Origin of the sequence: Streptomyces sp. NPDC007901 (assembly GCF_042959465.1) — a bacterium.
Taxonomy (GTDB): Bacteria; Actinomycetota; Actinomycetes; order Streptomycetales; family Streptomycetaceae; genus Streptomyces.
This window is the reverse complement of the sequence record NZ_JBIBKW010000009.1, coordinates 69,572-84,973: the sequence shown is the minus strand read 5'-3', so window position 1 is coordinate 84,973 and position 15,402 is coordinate 69,572. Positions and strand designations below refer to the sequence as shown.

13 protein-coding genes are annotated in these 15,402 nt (G+C 69.3%); 11 read left to right on the top strand and 2 right to left on the bottom strand.

The annotated features are described in order from the left end of the window. Positions 1–18 precede the first annotated feature (18 nt). Positions 19–720 carry an SDR family NAD(P)-dependent oxidoreductase gene (locus ACFZDK_RS28035; RefSeq protein WP_390976676.1) on the top strand — a complete coding sequence of 234 codons (702 nt, stop codon included), beginning with the start codon at positions 19–21 and terminating at the stop codon, positions 718–720. A gap of 81 nt (positions 721–801) precedes the next feature. On the opposite strand, the gene ACFZDK_RS28030 is transcribed toward ACFZDK_RS28035, so the two are convergent. Further along, complete coding sequence (locus ACFZDK_RS28030; protein ID WP_390976674.1) at positions 802–1,494, bottom strand: glycoside hydrolase family 75 protein; 693 nt, start codon at positions 1,492–1,494, stop codon at positions 802–804. 228 nt (positions 1,495–1,722) lie between these two features. On the opposite strand from ACFZDK_RS28030, the gene ACFZDK_RS28025 reads away from it, so the two are divergent. Beyond that, positions 1,723–2,334, top strand: coding sequence for a hypothetical protein (locus ACFZDK_RS28025; RefSeq protein ID WP_390976672.1), 612 nt, complete (start codon positions 1,723–1,725; stop codon positions 2,332–2,334). An 85-nt stretch (positions 2,335–2,419) separates the two neighbouring features. On the opposite strand, the gene ACFZDK_RS28020 is transcribed toward ACFZDK_RS28025, so the two are convergent. After that, positions 2,420–3,256 carry an aldo/keto reductase gene (locus ACFZDK_RS28020; RefSeq protein WP_390976670.1) on the bottom strand — a complete coding sequence of 279 codons (837 nt, stop codon included), beginning with the start codon at positions 3,254–3,256 and terminating at the stop codon, positions 2,420–2,422. Positions 3,257–3,589: 333 nt separating this feature from the next. Here ACFZDK_RS28020 and ACFZDK_RS28015 point away from each other — a divergent pair, with 333 nt between their 5' ends. Genes ACFZDK_RS28015 through ACFZDK_RS27975 form a run of 9 tightly spaced genes read left to right on the top strand, consistent with a single transcriptional unit; the run spans position 3,590 to position 15,396 of the window. Next, positions 3,590–3,730 carry a pyrroloquinoline quinone precursor peptide PqqA gene (locus tag ACFZDK_RS28015; RefSeq protein ID WP_355717636.1) on the top strand — a complete coding sequence of 47 codons (141 nt, stop codon included), beginning with the start codon at positions 3,590–3,592 and terminating at the stop codon, positions 3,728–3,730. Between the two features lie 8 nt (positions 3,731–3,738). Beyond that, complete coding sequence (gene pqqC, locus ACFZDK_RS28010) at positions 3,739–4,494, top strand: pyrroloquinoline-quinone synthase PqqC (protein ID WP_390976667.1); 756 nt, start codon at positions 3,739–3,741, stop codon at positions 4,492–4,494. Continuing rightward, on the top strand, positions 4,491–4,745 hold the full coding sequence (gene pqqD / locus ACFZDK_RS28005; protein WP_390976663.1) for a pyrroloquinoline quinone biosynthesis peptide chaperone PqqD: 255 nt from the start codon (positions 4,491–4,493) through the stop codon (positions 4,743–4,745). The genes pqqC and pqqD overlap by 4 nt, the downstream gene beginning before the upstream one ends. Continuing rightward, on the top strand, positions 4,742–5,836 hold the full coding sequence (pqqE, locus tag ACFZDK_RS28000) for a pyrroloquinoline quinone biosynthesis protein PqqE (protein ID WP_390976661.1): 1,095 nt from the start codon (positions 4,742–4,744) through the stop codon (positions 5,834–5,836). The genes pqqD and pqqE overlap by 4 nt, the downstream gene beginning before the upstream one ends. Continuing rightward, positions 5,833–7,035 carry a glycoside hydrolase family 88 protein gene (locus tag ACFZDK_RS27995; RefSeq protein ID WP_390976659.1) on the top strand — a complete coding sequence of 401 codons (1,203 nt, stop codon included), beginning with the start codon at positions 5,833–5,835 and terminating at the stop codon, positions 7,033–7,035. The genes pqqE and ACFZDK_RS27995 overlap by 4 nt, the downstream gene beginning before the upstream one ends. Beyond that, positions 7,032–7,856, top strand: coding sequence for a heparin lyase I family protein (locus ACFZDK_RS27990; protein WP_390976657.1), 825 nt, complete (start codon positions 7,032–7,034; stop codon positions 7,854–7,856). Before ACFZDK_RS27995 ends, ACFZDK_RS27990 begins: the two co-directional genes overlap by 4 nt. A gap of 11 nt (positions 7,857–7,867) precedes the next feature. Further along, positions 7,868–11,101 (top strand): glycosyl hydrolase family 28 protein, encoded by a 3,234-nt coding sequence (locus ACFZDK_RS27985; RefSeq protein WP_390976655.1) that lies wholly within the window; start codon positions 7,868–7,870, stop codon positions 11,099–11,101. Then, entirely contained in the window at positions 11,098–13,350 is a 2,253-nt protein-coding gene (locus ACFZDK_RS27980; RefSeq protein ID WP_390976653.1) for an alpha-galactosidase, read from the top strand. Before ACFZDK_RS27985 ends, ACFZDK_RS27980 begins: the two co-directional genes overlap by 4 nt. A 15-nt stretch (positions 13,351–13,365) precedes the next feature. Then, positions 13,366–15,396 carry a PQQ-dependent sugar dehydrogenase gene (locus ACFZDK_RS27975; RefSeq protein ID WP_390976651.1) on the top strand — a complete coding sequence of 677 codons (2,031 nt, stop codon included), beginning with the start codon at positions 13,366–13,368 and terminating at the stop codon, positions 15,394–15,396. The last annotated feature ends 6 nt before the right edge of the window (positions 15,397–15,402 follow it).

The window sequence follows — 15,402 nt, the reverse complement described above, 5'->3', positions numbered from 1 at the left end:
GAGCCACAGGGGGACCTCATGACCGACTCTCCGGTCGCACTCATCACCGGCGGTGGCAGCGGTATCGGTGCCGCCGTCGCCCGCCAACTGCTGGACGCCGGGCACCGGGTGGCCGTCACCGGTCGGGGCGAGCAGCGGCTGCGCGCCTTCGCCGCCGAACTCGGCGACCCGGAAGGGCTGTTGAAGATCGTCGGCAACACCGCCGAGTACACCGACGTCCAGGCGGCTGTCGACAGCACGCTCAAGGCGTTCGGCCGGCTGGACACCGTGGTCGCCAACGCCGGTTTCGCCACCCACGACACCATCGCCGACGGCGACCCGGCGGGCTGGGCCGAGATGGTCCTCACCAACGTCCTCGGGCCCGCCCTGCTGATCCGCGCCTCGGTCGACGCCCTGAAGGAGACCCGGGGCCGGATCGTGCTGATCGGCAGCGTCGCCGGGTTCGTGAACACACCCGGCAATCTGTACGGCGCCACCAAGTGGGCGGTCACCGGGCTGGCGGAGAACACCCGCCGTCAGGTCACCGACTTCGGCATCGGCGTCACCCTGGTCGCGCCCGGCCGGGTGGAGACCCCGTTCTGGGACGCCAACGGCAGCCTGCCGCCCGGGCACCTGCTGACCGCCGGCCAGATCGCCGACTCGGTGGTCTGGGCGATCCGGCAGCCCGCCGGGGTGGACGTCAACACCATCGTCGTACGACCGCTGGGACAGCCCAACTGACCTGCCCCGACGGCCCGGTACCGTGCGGTACCGGGCCGCCCGCCCTCCCCGGGCCGGTGGGCGGCGGAGGAACCGCCGCGGTCAGTTGTTGGTCAGGAACTGCTTCGCCAGCGAGTCACCGAGGGACACCGCCGCGCTGTGGCTCTCGATGGGGGAGACCTTGGAGTTCTTGAAGAGGATGTAGGTCACGCCGGAGTCGGCGCCGCCGGTCGCCGGGTCGGGGTCGATGCCGAGCGCCTTGGCGGTGGCGTACGAGGCCTCGCCGATGATCTTCGTGGGGCCGGTGTCGCCGACCACCGCGTACTCGACCTTGTTGTTGTAGATCACGGCCACCACCCCGCCGCCCTTGATGCCGGCGCCGGAGTAGTTCCAGATGCTGCTGGAGCTGGGGACCACGACATACGGCAGCGACTCGGCCTTGAGCGGCTTGCCGTCGGACTGGTGGAACGCGGTGTCGTCCTGGTACCAGGGGTCGCGGTCCTCGTTGCAGTTGGTGGTGCGCTGGCCGTCGCAGTCGATGTCCATGTCGGCCTTCCAGAAGACCGCGCCGTTCTTGCCGCAGACCGGGACCGTGGCCGAGGTCTCGTCGTCGGTCTTGTACTTGCCGTTCGATATCTGGGAGCAGGACGTCACCTTGGCGAGCAGGTCCGCCGCGCTGACCGAGCCCTCCTGGGCGGACTTGGGGGTGGCGCCGGACGCGCTCGCGGGGAGCACGCCGGCGGCCAGCAGTGCGGCCCCGGAGGCCGCGGCAAGGGTCAGTGTTCGGATGCGCACTGTGGGGGGTCCCTTTCTGTTAGGAAAGTTTCCTGACCAGGTGCCGTACAAGGTGGACCCGACTGCATGTCCGCGTCAACCCCTAGGCTGCGAACTCGGGTTTTTGCCGTACATTGCGACGATATGACCCCAGGGCAACACTGGTGGGGCAGGACATTCCGAACATTTATGTAGGAGCCGTGCGAGTGTGGGGAAGTGGCTCCGGTGGCTCCTGGGAGGCGAGGAGTCATGTTCGTACGGACGGTGTACGTCACCGGCGATCCGGCACGGGTCGAAGCCGCAGTCAGGGCTCTGAACAGTGAAGGGCGCAGTCTGCTGGAGGAACGTCCCGAGTACCGGGGCGCGGGCGTCTTCGTCGACCGGGATCTGGGCAAACTGCTCGCGGTGAGCTGGTGGGGCTCCGAGGAGGCCCGGCGCAACAGCGACCAGGTGATGAGCGAGCGGCGCGGGCCGATGCTGGAGCCGTTCGCGGGCACCGTCTCCGTCGAGAACTACGAGGTGGCCGTCTTCCACTCGGTGCAGCCGCCGCGGGCGGGCGGCGGAATGCGGTCCACCAGGGTGGAGTTCGACCCGGCCGATGCCGATCTGTTCGCCGAGACGTTCCGCTCCTCGGCGATACCCCGGCTGGAGGCGTTGCCCGGTTTCGCGCGGTGCTCCGTGTTCCTCGACCGGCGGCGCGGCCGGGGCATGGTCGGCTCGCTCTTCGTGGACCGCGCCTCGATGGCCGCCTCGCGCGGCGGTCAGGCGGCCGCCCGGCACGCGGACGCCGCCAAGGCGCATGTGACCGTGGTCGCCCTGGAGGAGTTCGAGGTCGTGCACGCGGACGTGCACCCCGACTGACCCGCCCCGCCCGGAAACCGGGGAACGCGAACGGCCGTCCCGCCGCCGATGCGGCGGGACGGCCGTTCGCCGGGCGGAATCCCGCTCAGCCGACGTCGAAGGTGGCCGGGTCCGGGCCCAGCCGCCGGTCCTCGTTGAGCGCGCTGATCGCCGCGAGGTCCTCGGTGTCCAGGCTGAAGTCGAACACCTGGATGTTCTCCTTGATCCGGGACGGCGTCACGGACTTCGGGATCACGACGTTGCCGAGCTGGATGTGCCAGCGCAGCACGACCTGGGCCGGGGTGCGGTTGTGCTTCTGCGCGATCGCGACGATCGCCGGCACGTCGAGGAGACCCTTGCCCGAACCCAGCGGCGACCAGGCCTCGGTGGCGATGCCCTGCTCGTCGTGGAACTCCCGGGCCGCATGCTGCTGCAGGTGCGGGTGCAGCTCGATCTGGTTGACGGCCGGGATGACCGAGGTCTCCGCGAGCAGCCGCTCCAGGTGCTCCGGAAGGAAGTTGGAGACACCGATCGCCTTGACCCGGCCGTCGGCGTACAGCTTCTCGAACGCCTTGTACGAGTCGATGTACTTGCCCCGGGCCGGCAGCGGCCAGTGGATCAGGTACAGGTCCAGGTAGTCCAGACCCAGCTTCTCCAGCGACGCGTCGAAGGCGCGCAGGGTGGCGTCGTACCCGTGGTCGGCGTTCCAGAGCTTGGTGGTGACGAAGATGTCCTCGCGCGGAACGCCGGAGGCGGCGATCGCCTTGCCGGTGCCCTCTTCGTTGCCGTAGATCGCCGCTGTGTCGATGCTGCGGTACCCGGCCTCCAGCGCCGTGGCGACAGCCCGCTCGGCCTCGTCGTCCGGCACCTGCCACACGCCGAAGCCCAGCTGGGGCATCTCGACGCCGTTGTTGAGGATTTTCGGGGGGACCTTGCTGCTCACGAGCTCTCGATCCTTAGGTTGTCGACAGGTGGTACTCCCATCGTCAACGATCACCGGCCAGGATGCATTCCTGACCGTGGAATCCACCGGAACTGACCGATGGGTCAGCGCCTGTCGGCGGAGATTGGCCGGAAATGCATCCGACCTTATCGGTCCGGACCATTGACCGCGGCCCGTTCCTGCCGGGACTCTGGTTCGCACCGTCGGACGTATCGCTGAACCCGGTACAGAGATGTGAACCACTCTCTGGGTTTTCCAGCAGATCCCTGTGAACGCGGCCCCCTGTCTGCGCTCTGAGACCCCCCCAACCTCAGGAAAGCAGGTACGTACACCATGAACGAGACGACCTCCGAGGACCGTCAGCCGGAACCCACCGTTCTGCAGACATCGGATGAAAAGGTCTGGCGAAGCCCTGGTTACCAGGTGGTGGAGACCGCCCTGGAAGTGACCGGCTACGCCCTCGGCGACCGCTGACCCGCACCATGACCGTCACCACCGTCCACGCCGGGACGGCCACCGACCCCTGGCCGGTCCCCGAGTTCACCGAACGACTGCGCGCCGTCACCGCCGACCGCTACCACGACCGGCACCCCTTCAACCTGCGCATGCACCGGGGCGAACTGACCCCGGCGGAACTGCGCCGCTGGATCACCAACCGCTTCCACTACCAGCGGCACATCCCCGTCAAGGACGCCCTGATCCTCGCCAAGCTCGACCGGCCCGCGCTGCGCCGTTCCTGGCTGCGCCGCATCCGCGACCATGACGGCACCGCCGACGGCGAGGGCGGCATCGAGCGCTGGCTGCGCCTCGGCGAGGCGGCCGGCCTCGGCCGCGACCAGCTGTGGGACAGCTCCCGGGTGCTGCCCGGGGTGCGCTTCGCGGTCGAGGGGTACGTCACCTTCTGCCGGCTGCGCCCCGCACTGGACGCGGTCGCCGCCTCCCTCACGGAGCTGTCCGCACCCGGCCTGATGCGCACCCGCGTCACCGCCTTCGAACACCACTACCCGTGGATCGACCCGGCCGGCCTCGCCTACTTCCGCACCCGCGTCGACCAGGGCGCCCGGGACGGCGAGGAGGCCCTCGCCCTGGTCCTGGACTGGGCCCGCACCCGCCAGGAACAGCAGCGCGCGCTCGCCGCCCTCGCCTACAAGTGCGAGGTGCTCTGGGCGCTGCTGGACGCCGTGGACCGGGGGGACACCCGGGGCTGGAGCGACACCCCGGCCGGAGGCGGGCCATGACCTGGCGGCCCGTCCTCGCCCGTGCGGCCGTCCTGCGCCACGACCGGGTGCGCGGCACCGATCTGCTGCTGCTGCCCGAGCGCGTGGTCGTACTGCACGGCCGGGCGGGCGGGGTGCTCCGGCTGTGCGACGGCAGCCGGGCGGTCACGGAGATCGTCGCCGAACTGGCCGCGGCGTTCCCGGGCGCCCCGGTCGCCACCGAAGTCCCCGAGTTCCTCTCGGCGTTGAGGAGGGAGGGCTGGCTGCGATGACAGCCACCGTGGAATCACCGGAGCGGCGGGAACCGCCGGAACCGCCCTGGGCGCTGCTCGCCGAGCTCACCCACGCCTGTCCGTTGCGCTGCGGCTATTGCTCGAACCCCGTCCGACTGATCAGTCGGTCAGTCGAGTTGGCGACGGGGGAGTGGGCGGAGGTGTTCCGGAGCGCCGGTGAGCTGGGTGTCGTCCAGACCCATCTGTCCGGCGGCGAGCCGCTGCTCCGGCGCGATCTGCCCGAGCTGGTCGCCGCCGCCGACACCGCGGGCCTGCACACCCAGCTGGTCACCAGCGGGGTCGGGCTCGGCGAGCGGCGGCTGGCCGGGCTCGTCGGCGCCGGACTGCGCGGGGTGCAGCTGTCCGTGCAGCACGCGGAGCCGACGGCGGCCGAACGTATCGCCGGCGCCCGCTCGTTCGCGGCCAAGGAGCGCGCCGCCCGGCTGGTCCGGGCGACGGGACTCCCGTTCGGGCTGAACGTCGTCCTGCACCGGGGCAACCTCGACGCCGTCGACGACCTGATCGCGCTCGGGGTGTCCTGGGGCGCGGACCGGATCGAGCTGGCCAACACCCAGTACCACGGCTGGGCCGCCCGCAACCGGGCCGCCCTGCTGCCGCTGCCCGGCCAGGTAGAACGGGCTCGGGAGACGGTCCTGCGCTGGCGCGAACGCCTCGACGAACCGGAGTTGATCTGGGTCGCCCCCGATCTCCTCACCGGCACCGCGAAGCCCTGCATGGGCGGCTGGGGCCGGATCTCGCTCACCGTGACCCCCGACGGCACGGTCCTGCCCTGCCCGGCCGCGGCCACCCTGCCCGGCCTCGACCCACCGAACGTACGGGAGCGCGAACTCGCCTGGATCTGGAGGGAGTCGAGGGCCTTCAACGCCTACCGGGGCGAGTCCTGGATGCGCGAGCCCTGCCGGGGCTGCGCCCTGCGCACCACCGACTTCGGCGGCTGCCGCTGCCAGGCGTACGCGCTCACCGGCGACGCCCGCAACACCGACCCGGCCTGCCGGCACGCCCCCGGCCACCACCTCGTACCCCTGCGGCGGACCTCCGCTGCCGCCGCCCACCGAGAAGGAGGACCATGAAACGCCTGCGAGCCGCCGCGCTCACGGCCGTCGCCCTCACCACCGCCACCCTGGCCGCACTCCCCGCGGCCGTTCCCCCGCCCGCCGTGGCCGCACCCGCCGTTGCCGCCCGGACCAGACCGGCCGCCGCCTCCGACTGGTCCACCGCGGTCGTCGACTCCACCATGGCCCGCTACACCCCGGCCACCATCGGCGGCTGGTCCTACCCCGTCGGCCTCTACCTCTACGGCCAGTACCTCACCTACCAGCGCACCCACGACCCCCGCTACCTCACCTACATCAAGAGCTACGTCGACCGGTTCGTGAAGAGCGACGGCTCGATCGACCAGTCCTTCAACAGCCTGGACAGCATGCAGGCCGGCCGCCTCCTGGTGATCCTGCACCACGAGACCGGCCAGGACCGCTACCGCAAGGCGGCGAAGAAGATCCGCGACCGCCTGAACACCTATCCGCGCACCAGTGACGGCGGCTTCTGGCACGCGGACAACTCCAGCCGCGCGCACCAGCTCTGGGCGGACGGCGTCTACATGGTGAACCCGTTCCTCGTCGAGTACGGCAAGGAGTTCGGGGACAGCGCGTACACCGACGACGAGGCGGCCAAGCAGCTCGCCGTCTACGGCAGTCACCTCCAGGTCGCGAACGGCCTGCTCAAGCACGCCTACGACGAGTCGAAGACGGCGAGTTGGGCGGATCCGGCGACCGGGCTCGCCCCCGAGCACTGGTGCCGTGCCGTCGGCTGGTACGCGATGGCGATCGTCAACGTGCTGGACTCCGTCCCGGCGAACCAGCCCAGGCGCCCCCAACTCCTGTCCATCTTCCGCAAGCTGGCGGCCGGTCTGGAGAAGTACCAGGACCCGGCGACCGGCCGCTGGTTCCAGGTGATCGACAAGGGCGGCCGGAGCGACAACTGGACCGAGACCTCCTGCTCCAGCATGTTCACCTACGCCCTCTCGCGTGGCGCCCAGCAGCACTACCTCGACCCGCACTACGCGGACGTGGCCCGCCGCGGCTACCAGGGCGTGCTCGCGAAGCTGTCGGTCGGCGCGGACGGCCGCACCGAGCTCGCCGACATCTCCGTCGGCACCAACGTCGGCGACTACGCGTACTACGTCGCCCGCACCCGGGCCACCAACGACTTCCACGGCCTCGGGGCCTTCCTGATCATGAACGAGCAGCTGAGAGGTGATTCGGTGTCATGAGCGCCACATCCAGAAGGGCGGTTCTCGGCGCCGCGCTCGCCGGTGCCGCGGGAGCGGCCGTCGGGCTGCCCGCGACCACCGCGCACGCCGCGTCCTGGCAGCTCAAGTGGCAGCCGTCGGCGAGCGGTGACGGACTCGGCGCCTTCGAGACCGTCGAGGACGACCGCGCCGACTCCCACCCCGCCGGGCATCCGCACATCTACGCCACCGGCAACAACTGGCGCTTCAACATGCACACGGTCGACCGTGACACCTCCACCGACCGCCAGCGTCAGGAGGTCACCGGCCTGCGCACGAGCTCCAGCAGCTACCTCAAGTGGAACGAGGGCCAGACCTGGCGGGTCACCTACTCGATGTACATCCCGAGCTCGCTGAAGGCGACCACCACCTTCACGCACATCATGCAGATGAAGCAGCCCGGCAGCGGCACCTCGCCGATCGTCGTGCAGTCCCTGCGGCGGGATGGGGGCACCTCCCACGCGAGCGAAGCCGAGCGTGGGGGAGGCAAGCAGACCATCGAGCTGAAACTCGCCATCGACGACATCCTGGTCGGCCGCACCGACCTGGACCCGCTGCACGACAGCTGGACCGACGTGGACTTCCAGATCAAGGTCGGCAACGGCTCGGCGGGCTCGGTCCGCTGGATCCTCAAGTCCGGCGGCTCGACCGTGATCGACGCCTCCAAGACCGGCGTCGACACCTTCCTGGCCGACCGGGTCCGCCCGAAGTGGGGCATCTACCGCTCCCTGGGCGACACCTCCGGCTCGCTGCAGGACACCTACCTCCTGCTCACCAACCTCCGTGGCTACCAACTGGTGTGAGGCACCGTCATATGAAACCCCCCACCGCTCCACGGCACCGCGCTGCCGCGATCGTCCTCTTCGTCCTCGCCGTCGTGCTGGGACTCTCCCACCCGGCGGCCCTCGCCGCCCCGCCCGCCGCGCCGCACCCCGCCGCCGTCTTCGACGTGCGGGACTACGGCGCCAAGGGCGACGGCTCCGCCAACGACTCCCCGGCCATCGACAAGGCCGTCACGGCGGCGAACGCGGCGGGCGGCGGCACGGTCCGCTTCACCGCCGGCGCCTACAAGTCCAAGAACACCATTCACATGAAGAGCCATGTGACGCTCCAGCTCGACAAGGGCGCCACCCTCCAGGGCTCCAGCGCCGACACCTACGACAAGGCCGAGTCCAACCCGTACGACGCCTACCAGGACTACGGCCACAGCCACTTCCACGACGCGATGATCTACGGCGACAAGCTCACCGACATCGGCTTCGTCGGCCAGGGTGTCATCGACGGCGCCGGCAACCTGATCACCGGCAACCCGAAGACCGGCGAGGCCGACAAGATCATCTCGCTGACCCGGTGCGACGGCCTGCGCATCGGCGACGGCCTCACGCTCCGCCGGGGCGGCCACTTCGCGGCCCTGATCAACGGCTGCAAGAACGTGACCTCCGACCACCTGACCATCGACACCGCGAGCGACCGCGACGGCTGGAACGTCATCTCCACGACGAACGCCACGATCACCAACGCCACCATCCACGCCAACGACGACGCCCTGGTCTTCAAGAGCGACTACGCGCTCGGCGCCAAGCTCCCCAACGGCCATGTCCGCGTGAGCGGTTCGACACTCGGCGCCAAGTGCTGCAACGCCCTGATGTTCGGCTCCGAGACCTGCGGCGACTTCTCGGACTACCAGTTCGAGAACATCCGCATCGACGGCGCCGACAAGTCCGGCCTCGGCATGGTCTCGATGGACGGCGCGAAGATCTCCGACGTCCACTACCGCGACATCACGATGACGAACGTCCACTCGCCGATCATGGAGAAGATCGGGACGAGGAAACGCTGCGGGAACAGTCCTGGCGTCGGATCGATCAGCGATGTCACGTACGACAACATCACCGCCACCGGCAGCAGCCCCTCCTTCAGCCCGACCCTGTGGGGCGAGAGCGGCCACCGCATCAGCGGGATCACCTTCAACCACGTCAACGTCACCGTCCCCGGCGGCAACGGCACCATGTCCACCGGTGTGCCCGGCAACGACCCGAACGACTACAACCCCAAGGCCATCGGCACCCGGCCCGCCTACGGCTGGTACCTGCACAACGCCGACCACGTCCAGTTCACCGACAGCGGCGTGAAGTTCGCGTCGGACGACGGCCGCCCGGCGGTCATCGCCAACGCGGCCAGCGACATCCGCCTCACCCGGTTCACCGCGCAGAAGGGCGGTGACTCGCCGTACGACGTCGGCTTCCAGGACGTCACCGGAGCCTGCCTGACGGACAGTCACAACACCTCCGGCGGCGCACTGCGCGTCTCCGGCGGTCAGGACTGCACGGCGGCCGTGAAGCCGCTCGACCTGGAGAACCCCCGCCAGGACTTCCTCCGCAACTCCGTCGGCGGCCTCTTCCTGCACTGGGGCCTGCGCACCGCCCCCGCCCACACCAGCTGCACCGCCTGGGAGAACGACGTCACCAGCGGCGGCTGGACCCCCGACTACTGGGTGAACGAGGCCCAGAAGCTGCACACCCAGTACCTGGTCCTCGCCACCTTCCACAGCCGCCTCGGCTACGCCCGCCCCTGGCCGTCCAAGATCCCCGGCTCCTGCGCCACCAAGCGGGACTTCCTCGGCGAACTGATCACCGCCGCCAAGGCCAAGGGCATGAAGGTCATCCTCTACATGACCAACGACCCCCAGTGGCACGACGAGGGCGGCCACGAGTGGCTCGACTCGGCCGCCTACTCCGCCTACAAGGGCAAGAACATCGACCTGACCACCAACGACGGCTTCGGGCAGTTCAGTTACGACAACTTCTTCGAGGTCATGGACCGCTATCCCGACCTCGGCGGCTTCTGGATCGACAACGACAACGCCTACTGGGAGAGCCACGACCTCTACCAGCAGATCTACCAGAAGCGCCCGAACTACACGCTCAGCAACAACAACGAAGACACGTCGGTCATGGACATGATCAGCAACGAGCAGAAGACCGGCATGACCCCGGCCTACGACTACCCGCAGGCCGTCTACACCGCCCAACCCCGCCTCACCGAGGCCGACTTCAAGCTGCCCTCGACCGGCGCCTGGTGGTACGACGGCTCGAACCCGTCCGTCGACCGCATGCTCACCCTCGGCCGGCTCATCACCAACGCGGGCTCCTCGGTGAAGGCGCTGATGGCGGAGACCGCCCAGGTCAACGGCAAGTTCCCGAGCAACCAGGCCGCCTTCAACACCTTCGCGAACAGCTACCTCGACCCCATCTGGGAGTCCCTGCACGGCACCGAGGGCGGCGGCTACCTGTACGGCGGCCTCAAGCCCGGCTTCTGGAACGACGGCGCCCACGGCGTGACGACGGTCGCCAAGAACGATCCCAACCGCCAGTACATCCACGTCCTGACCCCGCCCAGCACCACCACCCTGCGCATCCGCGACAACGGCTACCGCATCGCCTCCGTGACGAATCTCCGCACCGGCAAGGCGGTTTCGTGGTCGCAGTCCGGCGGAGTCCTGACCCTGACCGGTCTCGGCGACTGGGACCCGTACGACACCGTCTTCAAGGTCACCACCGCCGGCCGCCAGGGCATCCTCTCCGGCGTCAAGGTGAGCGCGAGCGCCGCCGCGAGCGGCCACGCCGGTTCGGCCGCCGGAGACGGCGACTACCTCACCTACTGGGACAACAACAAGACGCTCCCCGTGAACCTCACCTTCGACCTCGGCTCGGCCAAGAAGGTGCAGTACCTCGGGCTCAACCAGCGCGAGGACTCCGTCGCCTACGCCCGCTCGGACACCGAGCAGTCGGCGCGGATCAAGGACTACAAGGTGTACGTCAGCAACGACGGCACGAACTGGGGGAGCGCGGTCAAGTCCGGGCAGCTCCCCAGCCGCCGCGGCATCCAGGGCATCGACCTGACCGCCACCGACGCCCGCTACGTGCGCCTCGAAGTCGACAGCACCTGGGCCGCCGCCACCGACTCCACCCGGTACAAGCGGCTGCGGATCGACGAGGCGTGGATCGGGACGTCTTACGCCACACCCGCGAACGGGGGACAGTCATGACACGCTTCAGATCACTCACGGCCGCGGTGGCCGGACTGCTCGTGGCGGCCGCCGTACCGCTCCTGGGCACCGCCGCCCAGCCGGCCGCCGCCTCCGACAACGGCCAGGCGAACCGCCCCGCCATGGGCTGGAGCAGCTGGAGCTTCGTGCGCCGCCAGCCCACCGAGGCGAAGATCGAGGCCCAGGCCGACGCACTGGCGTCGAGCGGCCTGAGGGACCACGGCTTCGTGTACGTCAACCTCGACGACTTCTGGCAGAAGTGCGACAGCAACGGCTTCGTCGTCGACTCCTACGGCCGCTGGACCGCCGACACCGCCAAGTTCCCGTCCGGCATCAAGGCGGTCGCCGACTACGTGCACTCCAAGGGACTGAAGTTCGGCTTCTACGTCACGCCCGGCATCGCGAAGAACGCCGTCCTGAAGAACACACCGATCGAGGGCACGTCGTACCACGCGAAGGACATCGCGGACACCTCGAAGACGGAGAAGAACTACAACTGCAAGAACATGTACTACATCGACTACGGGAAGCCCGGCGCCCAGGAGTTCGTCAACTCCTGGGCGAGGCAGTTCGCTTCCTGGGGAGTCGACTACCTGAAGATCGACGGTGTCGGCAGCCAGGACGTCCCCGACGTCCAGGCCTGGGACAAGGCGTTGCGGGCGAGCGGACGGCCCATCACCTTCGCCCTCTCCAACAACCTGCCGATCGCCGACGCCACCACCTGGCGCGGGCTCGCCAACAGCTGGCGCACCCAGGGCGACGTCGAGTGCTACTGCGGGCCCGGTGACAACGGCAGCGGCTATCCGCTGACCGACTGGTCCCATGTCTCCAAGCGGTTCGACTCGGCCGCCTCCTGGCAGCCGTACGCCGGACCCGGCGGCTGGAACGACCTGGACTCGCTGGAGATCGGCAACGGCGACCAGGTGGGCCTCACCGCCGACCAGCGCCGCTCCCACTTCACCCTCTGGTCGATGGCGGCGGCCCCGCTGCTGCTCGGCACCGACCTCACCCACCTCGACTCCGTCGACAAGGCCATGCTCACCAACGACCGGCTGATCGGCGTCGACCAGGACGGCGTGGCCGCGAAGCGGATCGTGAGCAGCGGGGTCAAGCAGGTGTGGAGCAAGAAGGAGAGCGACGGCCAGTACGTCGTCGCCCTCTTCAACACCGGGACCTCCGGCAACTCCACGGTCAGCGTGGACTGGTCCCAGGTCGGCTTCACCGGCTCCGGCGATGTCACCGACCTGTGGTCCGGCTCCCACAAGGGCGTGATCGCGAACTCCTACAGCGCCACCCTGCGCCCGGGCGAGACCCGCCTGATCCGCGTCAAGCCCGTCAACTCCCTGAAGTCCGCGGCCGCTTCACCGGGCTTCGCCGTCGCCCCCTACGAGTACCTCGGCTGGGGCAGCCCGCAGAACCCGACCTCGGTGATGTCGGCGACCGGCGTCAAGTGGTTCACCCTCGCCTTCGTCCTCTCCGACGGCACCTGCAACCCCAAGTGGGACGGCTCGCGCCCACTCACCGGCGGCGACGACCAGGCGAAGATCAACGCGATCCGGGCGGCCGGCGGAGACGTGGTCGTGTCGGTCGGCGGCTGGAGCGGCAACAAGCTGGGGGAGAAATGCTCCAGCGCCGCCGCGCTCGCCGGCGCGTACCAGAAGGTGATCAACGCCTACGGGTTGAAGGCCCTCGACGTCGACATCGAGAACACCGAGTGGTCCAACGCGACCGTACGGCAACGGGTCGTCGACGCGCTGAAGACGGTCAAGGCGAACAACCCGGGCCTGAAGACGGTCATCACCTTCGGCACCACGACCAGCGGTCCCGACTCCACCGGCGCCGACATGATCAAGCGCGCCGCCGACTCCGGTCTGGCGAACGACGTCTGGTGCATCATGCCGTTCGACTTCGGCGGCGGCGCCACGAACATGGGCACCCTCACCACCCAGGCCATGGAAGGCCTCAAGGCCAAGGTCAAGGCGGCCTACGGCTACAGCGACGCCACCGCCTACGCCCACATCGGGCTGTCCTCGATGAACGGGAAGACGGACGACTCCGGTGAACGGGTCCGCGTCGCCGACTTCAAGACCATGCTCGGCTACGCCCAGCAGCACCACATCGGCCGCCTCACCTACTGGTCCGTCAACCGCGACCGCCCCTGCGGCTCCGGCACCGACGGCGACGCCTGCAGCGGTGTGTCGCAGCAGCCGTACGACTACCTCAAGGTCTTCGCCCAGTACACGGGCTGACAGGGAGCAACCCCCATGAATCTCAGGAGAGTTCTGCCCTACGGCCTCGCCGCGGTGCTCGCGCTGCCACTCGCCGGACTGAGCCAGGGCACCGCCCTCGCCGCCACCGACTACCAGGCCGAGGACGCCACCATCTCGCAGGGCACGGTCGCCACCAACCACACCGGTTACACGGGCACCGGCTTCGTCGACTACACCAACATCAAGGGCTCGTACGTGGAGTTCGCGGTGAGCGCGGCCGCCGCCGGCACCTCGTCGCTCACCCTGCGCTTCGCCAACGGCACCGCCACCGACCGGCCGATGGACATCTCCGTCAACGGCACGGTCGTCGCCTCCGCGGTCTCCTTCCCGGCCACCGCCGACTGGAACACCTGGGTGACCAAGTCGGTCAACGTGCCGCTGACAGCGGGCACCAACAAGATCCGGGCGACCGCCACCACCGCCGACGGCGGCCCCAACCTCGACCGGATCAGCGTCGCCGCGGCGGCCGACACCCAGGCCCCCACCCGCCCCGGCCAGCCGTCCTGCTCCGACATCGGCGAGGACGGCCTCACCCTTGCCTGGGGCGCGGCCACGGACGACGTGGGCGTGACGGCGTACGACCTCTACGAGCACGGCAACAAGATCGGTGAGGCGACCGGGAGTTCGACGTCGAAGACCCTCACCGGGCTCACCCCGAACACCACCTACGACCTCACCGTCATCGCCCGGGACGCGGCCGGCAACACCTCAGCGGCCAGCCCCGTCGTCGACTGCACGACGAAACCGAGCAGCGACACCACACCGCCGACCGCGCCCGGCACCCTCACCACGGCCGGCATCACCGCGAACACCGCCGACCTCACCTGGGGCGCGTCCACCGACGACCGGGCGGTGACCGCGTACGACATCCGCAGCGGGGACACCGTCTACAAGACGGTCACCGGCGCCACGACCACCACCCTCACCGGTCTCGCCTGCGACAGCCCCTACACCCTGGACGTCGTCGCCCGGGACGCCGCCGGGAACGTCTCCCAGCCGAGCAACACCGTCACCTTCACCACCAAGGCCTGCGCCACCGACGGCGGTACGCCCTCCTCCATCGCCACGCTCTCCACCGGCTGGACGATCCCCTGGGGCACCTACTGGATGCCCGACGGCAAGACCGCGCTGGTCACCGAGCGGGACGACTTCCGGGTCTGGAAGGTGACCAAGGACGGCACGAGGACCCAGGTGGGCACCGTCCCGAACGCCGTCACCACCAACGGCGAGGGCGGGCTGCTCGGCGTCGCCGTCGACCCGAAGTGGGAGACCAACCACTACGTCTACTTCATGCACACCGCCTCCGAGGGCAACCGGGTCGTGCGCATGACCTACGACGGCACCAAGCTCAGCGACTACAAGATCCTGCTCCAGGGCATCAAGAAGAACCGCTACCACAACGGCGGACGGCTGCTCTTCGGCCCCGACGGCTATCTCTACGTCTCGACCGGAGAGGCCCAGACCCCCGATCTCGCCCAGGACAAGAACTCCCTGAACGGCAAGATCCTGCGGATGACGACCGACGGAAAGGCGGCCCCCGGCAACCCGTTCGGGAACTACGTCTACAGCCTCGGTCACCGCAACCCCCAGGGCCTTGCCTTCGACCGCAACGGACGGCTGTGGGAGGCCGAGTTCGGCAACAGCTCCAAGGACGAGCTGAACCTGATCAAGCCGGGAGCCAACTACGGCTGGCCGACCTGCGAGGGCACCTGCTCGGTCGCCGGGATGACCAACCCCAAGGCCACCTGGAACGTCTCCGAGGCGTCCCCGAGCGGTATCGCCATCGTCCGCAACGTCGTCTACATGGCGTCCCTGCGCGGCGAGCGGCTGTGGCGGATCCCGATCAACGGCAACGCGGAGACGGTCGGCACCCCGACGGCGTACTACGTCGGGACCTACGGGCGGCTGCGGACCGTGACCAAGGTGCCGGGCGCCGACCAGCTGTGGCTGTCCACCACCAACTGCGACAACAACGGCAACCAGGCGGACGGATCCGACAAGATCTTCCGGATCGACATCAAGTGAGGTGCC

Excerpts from the sequence above, each read along its gene's own strand:
- ACFZDK_RS28035 (WP_390976676.1), top strand. The coding sequence starts at position 19 with ATGACCGACTCTCCGGTCGCACTCATCACCGGCGGTGGCAGCGGTATC.
- ACFZDK_RS28025 (WP_390976672.1), top strand. The coding sequence starts at position 1,723 with ATGTTCGTACGGACGGTGTACGTCACCGGCGATCCGGCACGGGTCGAA.
- ACFZDK_RS28015 (WP_355717636.1), top strand. The coding sequence starts at position 3,590 with ATGAACGAGACGACCTCCGAGGACCGTCAGCCGGAACCCACCGTTCTG.
- pqqC (WP_390976667.1), top strand. The coding sequence starts at position 3,739 with ATGACCGTCACCACCGTCCACGCCGGGACGGCCACCGACCCCTGGCCG.
- pqqD (WP_390976663.1), top strand. The coding sequence starts at position 4,491 with ATGACCTGGCGGCCCGTCCTCGCCCGTGCGGCCGTCCTGCGCCACGAC.
- pqqE (WP_390976661.1), top strand. The coding sequence starts at position 4,742 with ATGACAGCCACCGTGGAATCACCGGAGCGGCGGGAACCGCCGGAACCG.
- ACFZDK_RS27995 (WP_390976659.1), top strand. The coding sequence starts at position 5,833 with ATGAAACGCCTGCGAGCCGCCGCGCTCACGGCCGTCGCCCTCACCACC.
- ACFZDK_RS27990 (WP_390976657.1), top strand. The coding sequence starts at position 7,032 with ATGAGCGCCACATCCAGAAGGGCGGTTCTCGGCGCCGCGCTCGCCGGT.
- ACFZDK_RS27985 (WP_390976655.1), top strand. The coding sequence starts at position 7,868 with ATGAAACCCCCCACCGCTCCACGGCACCGCGCTGCCGCGATCGTCCTC.
- ACFZDK_RS27980 (WP_390976653.1), top strand. The coding sequence starts at position 11,098 with ATGACACGCTTCAGATCACTCACGGCCGCGGTGGCCGGACTGCTCGTG.
- ACFZDK_RS27975 (WP_390976651.1), top strand. The coding sequence starts at position 13,366 with ATGAATCTCAGGAGAGTTCTGCCCTACGGCCTCGCCGCGGTGCTCGCG.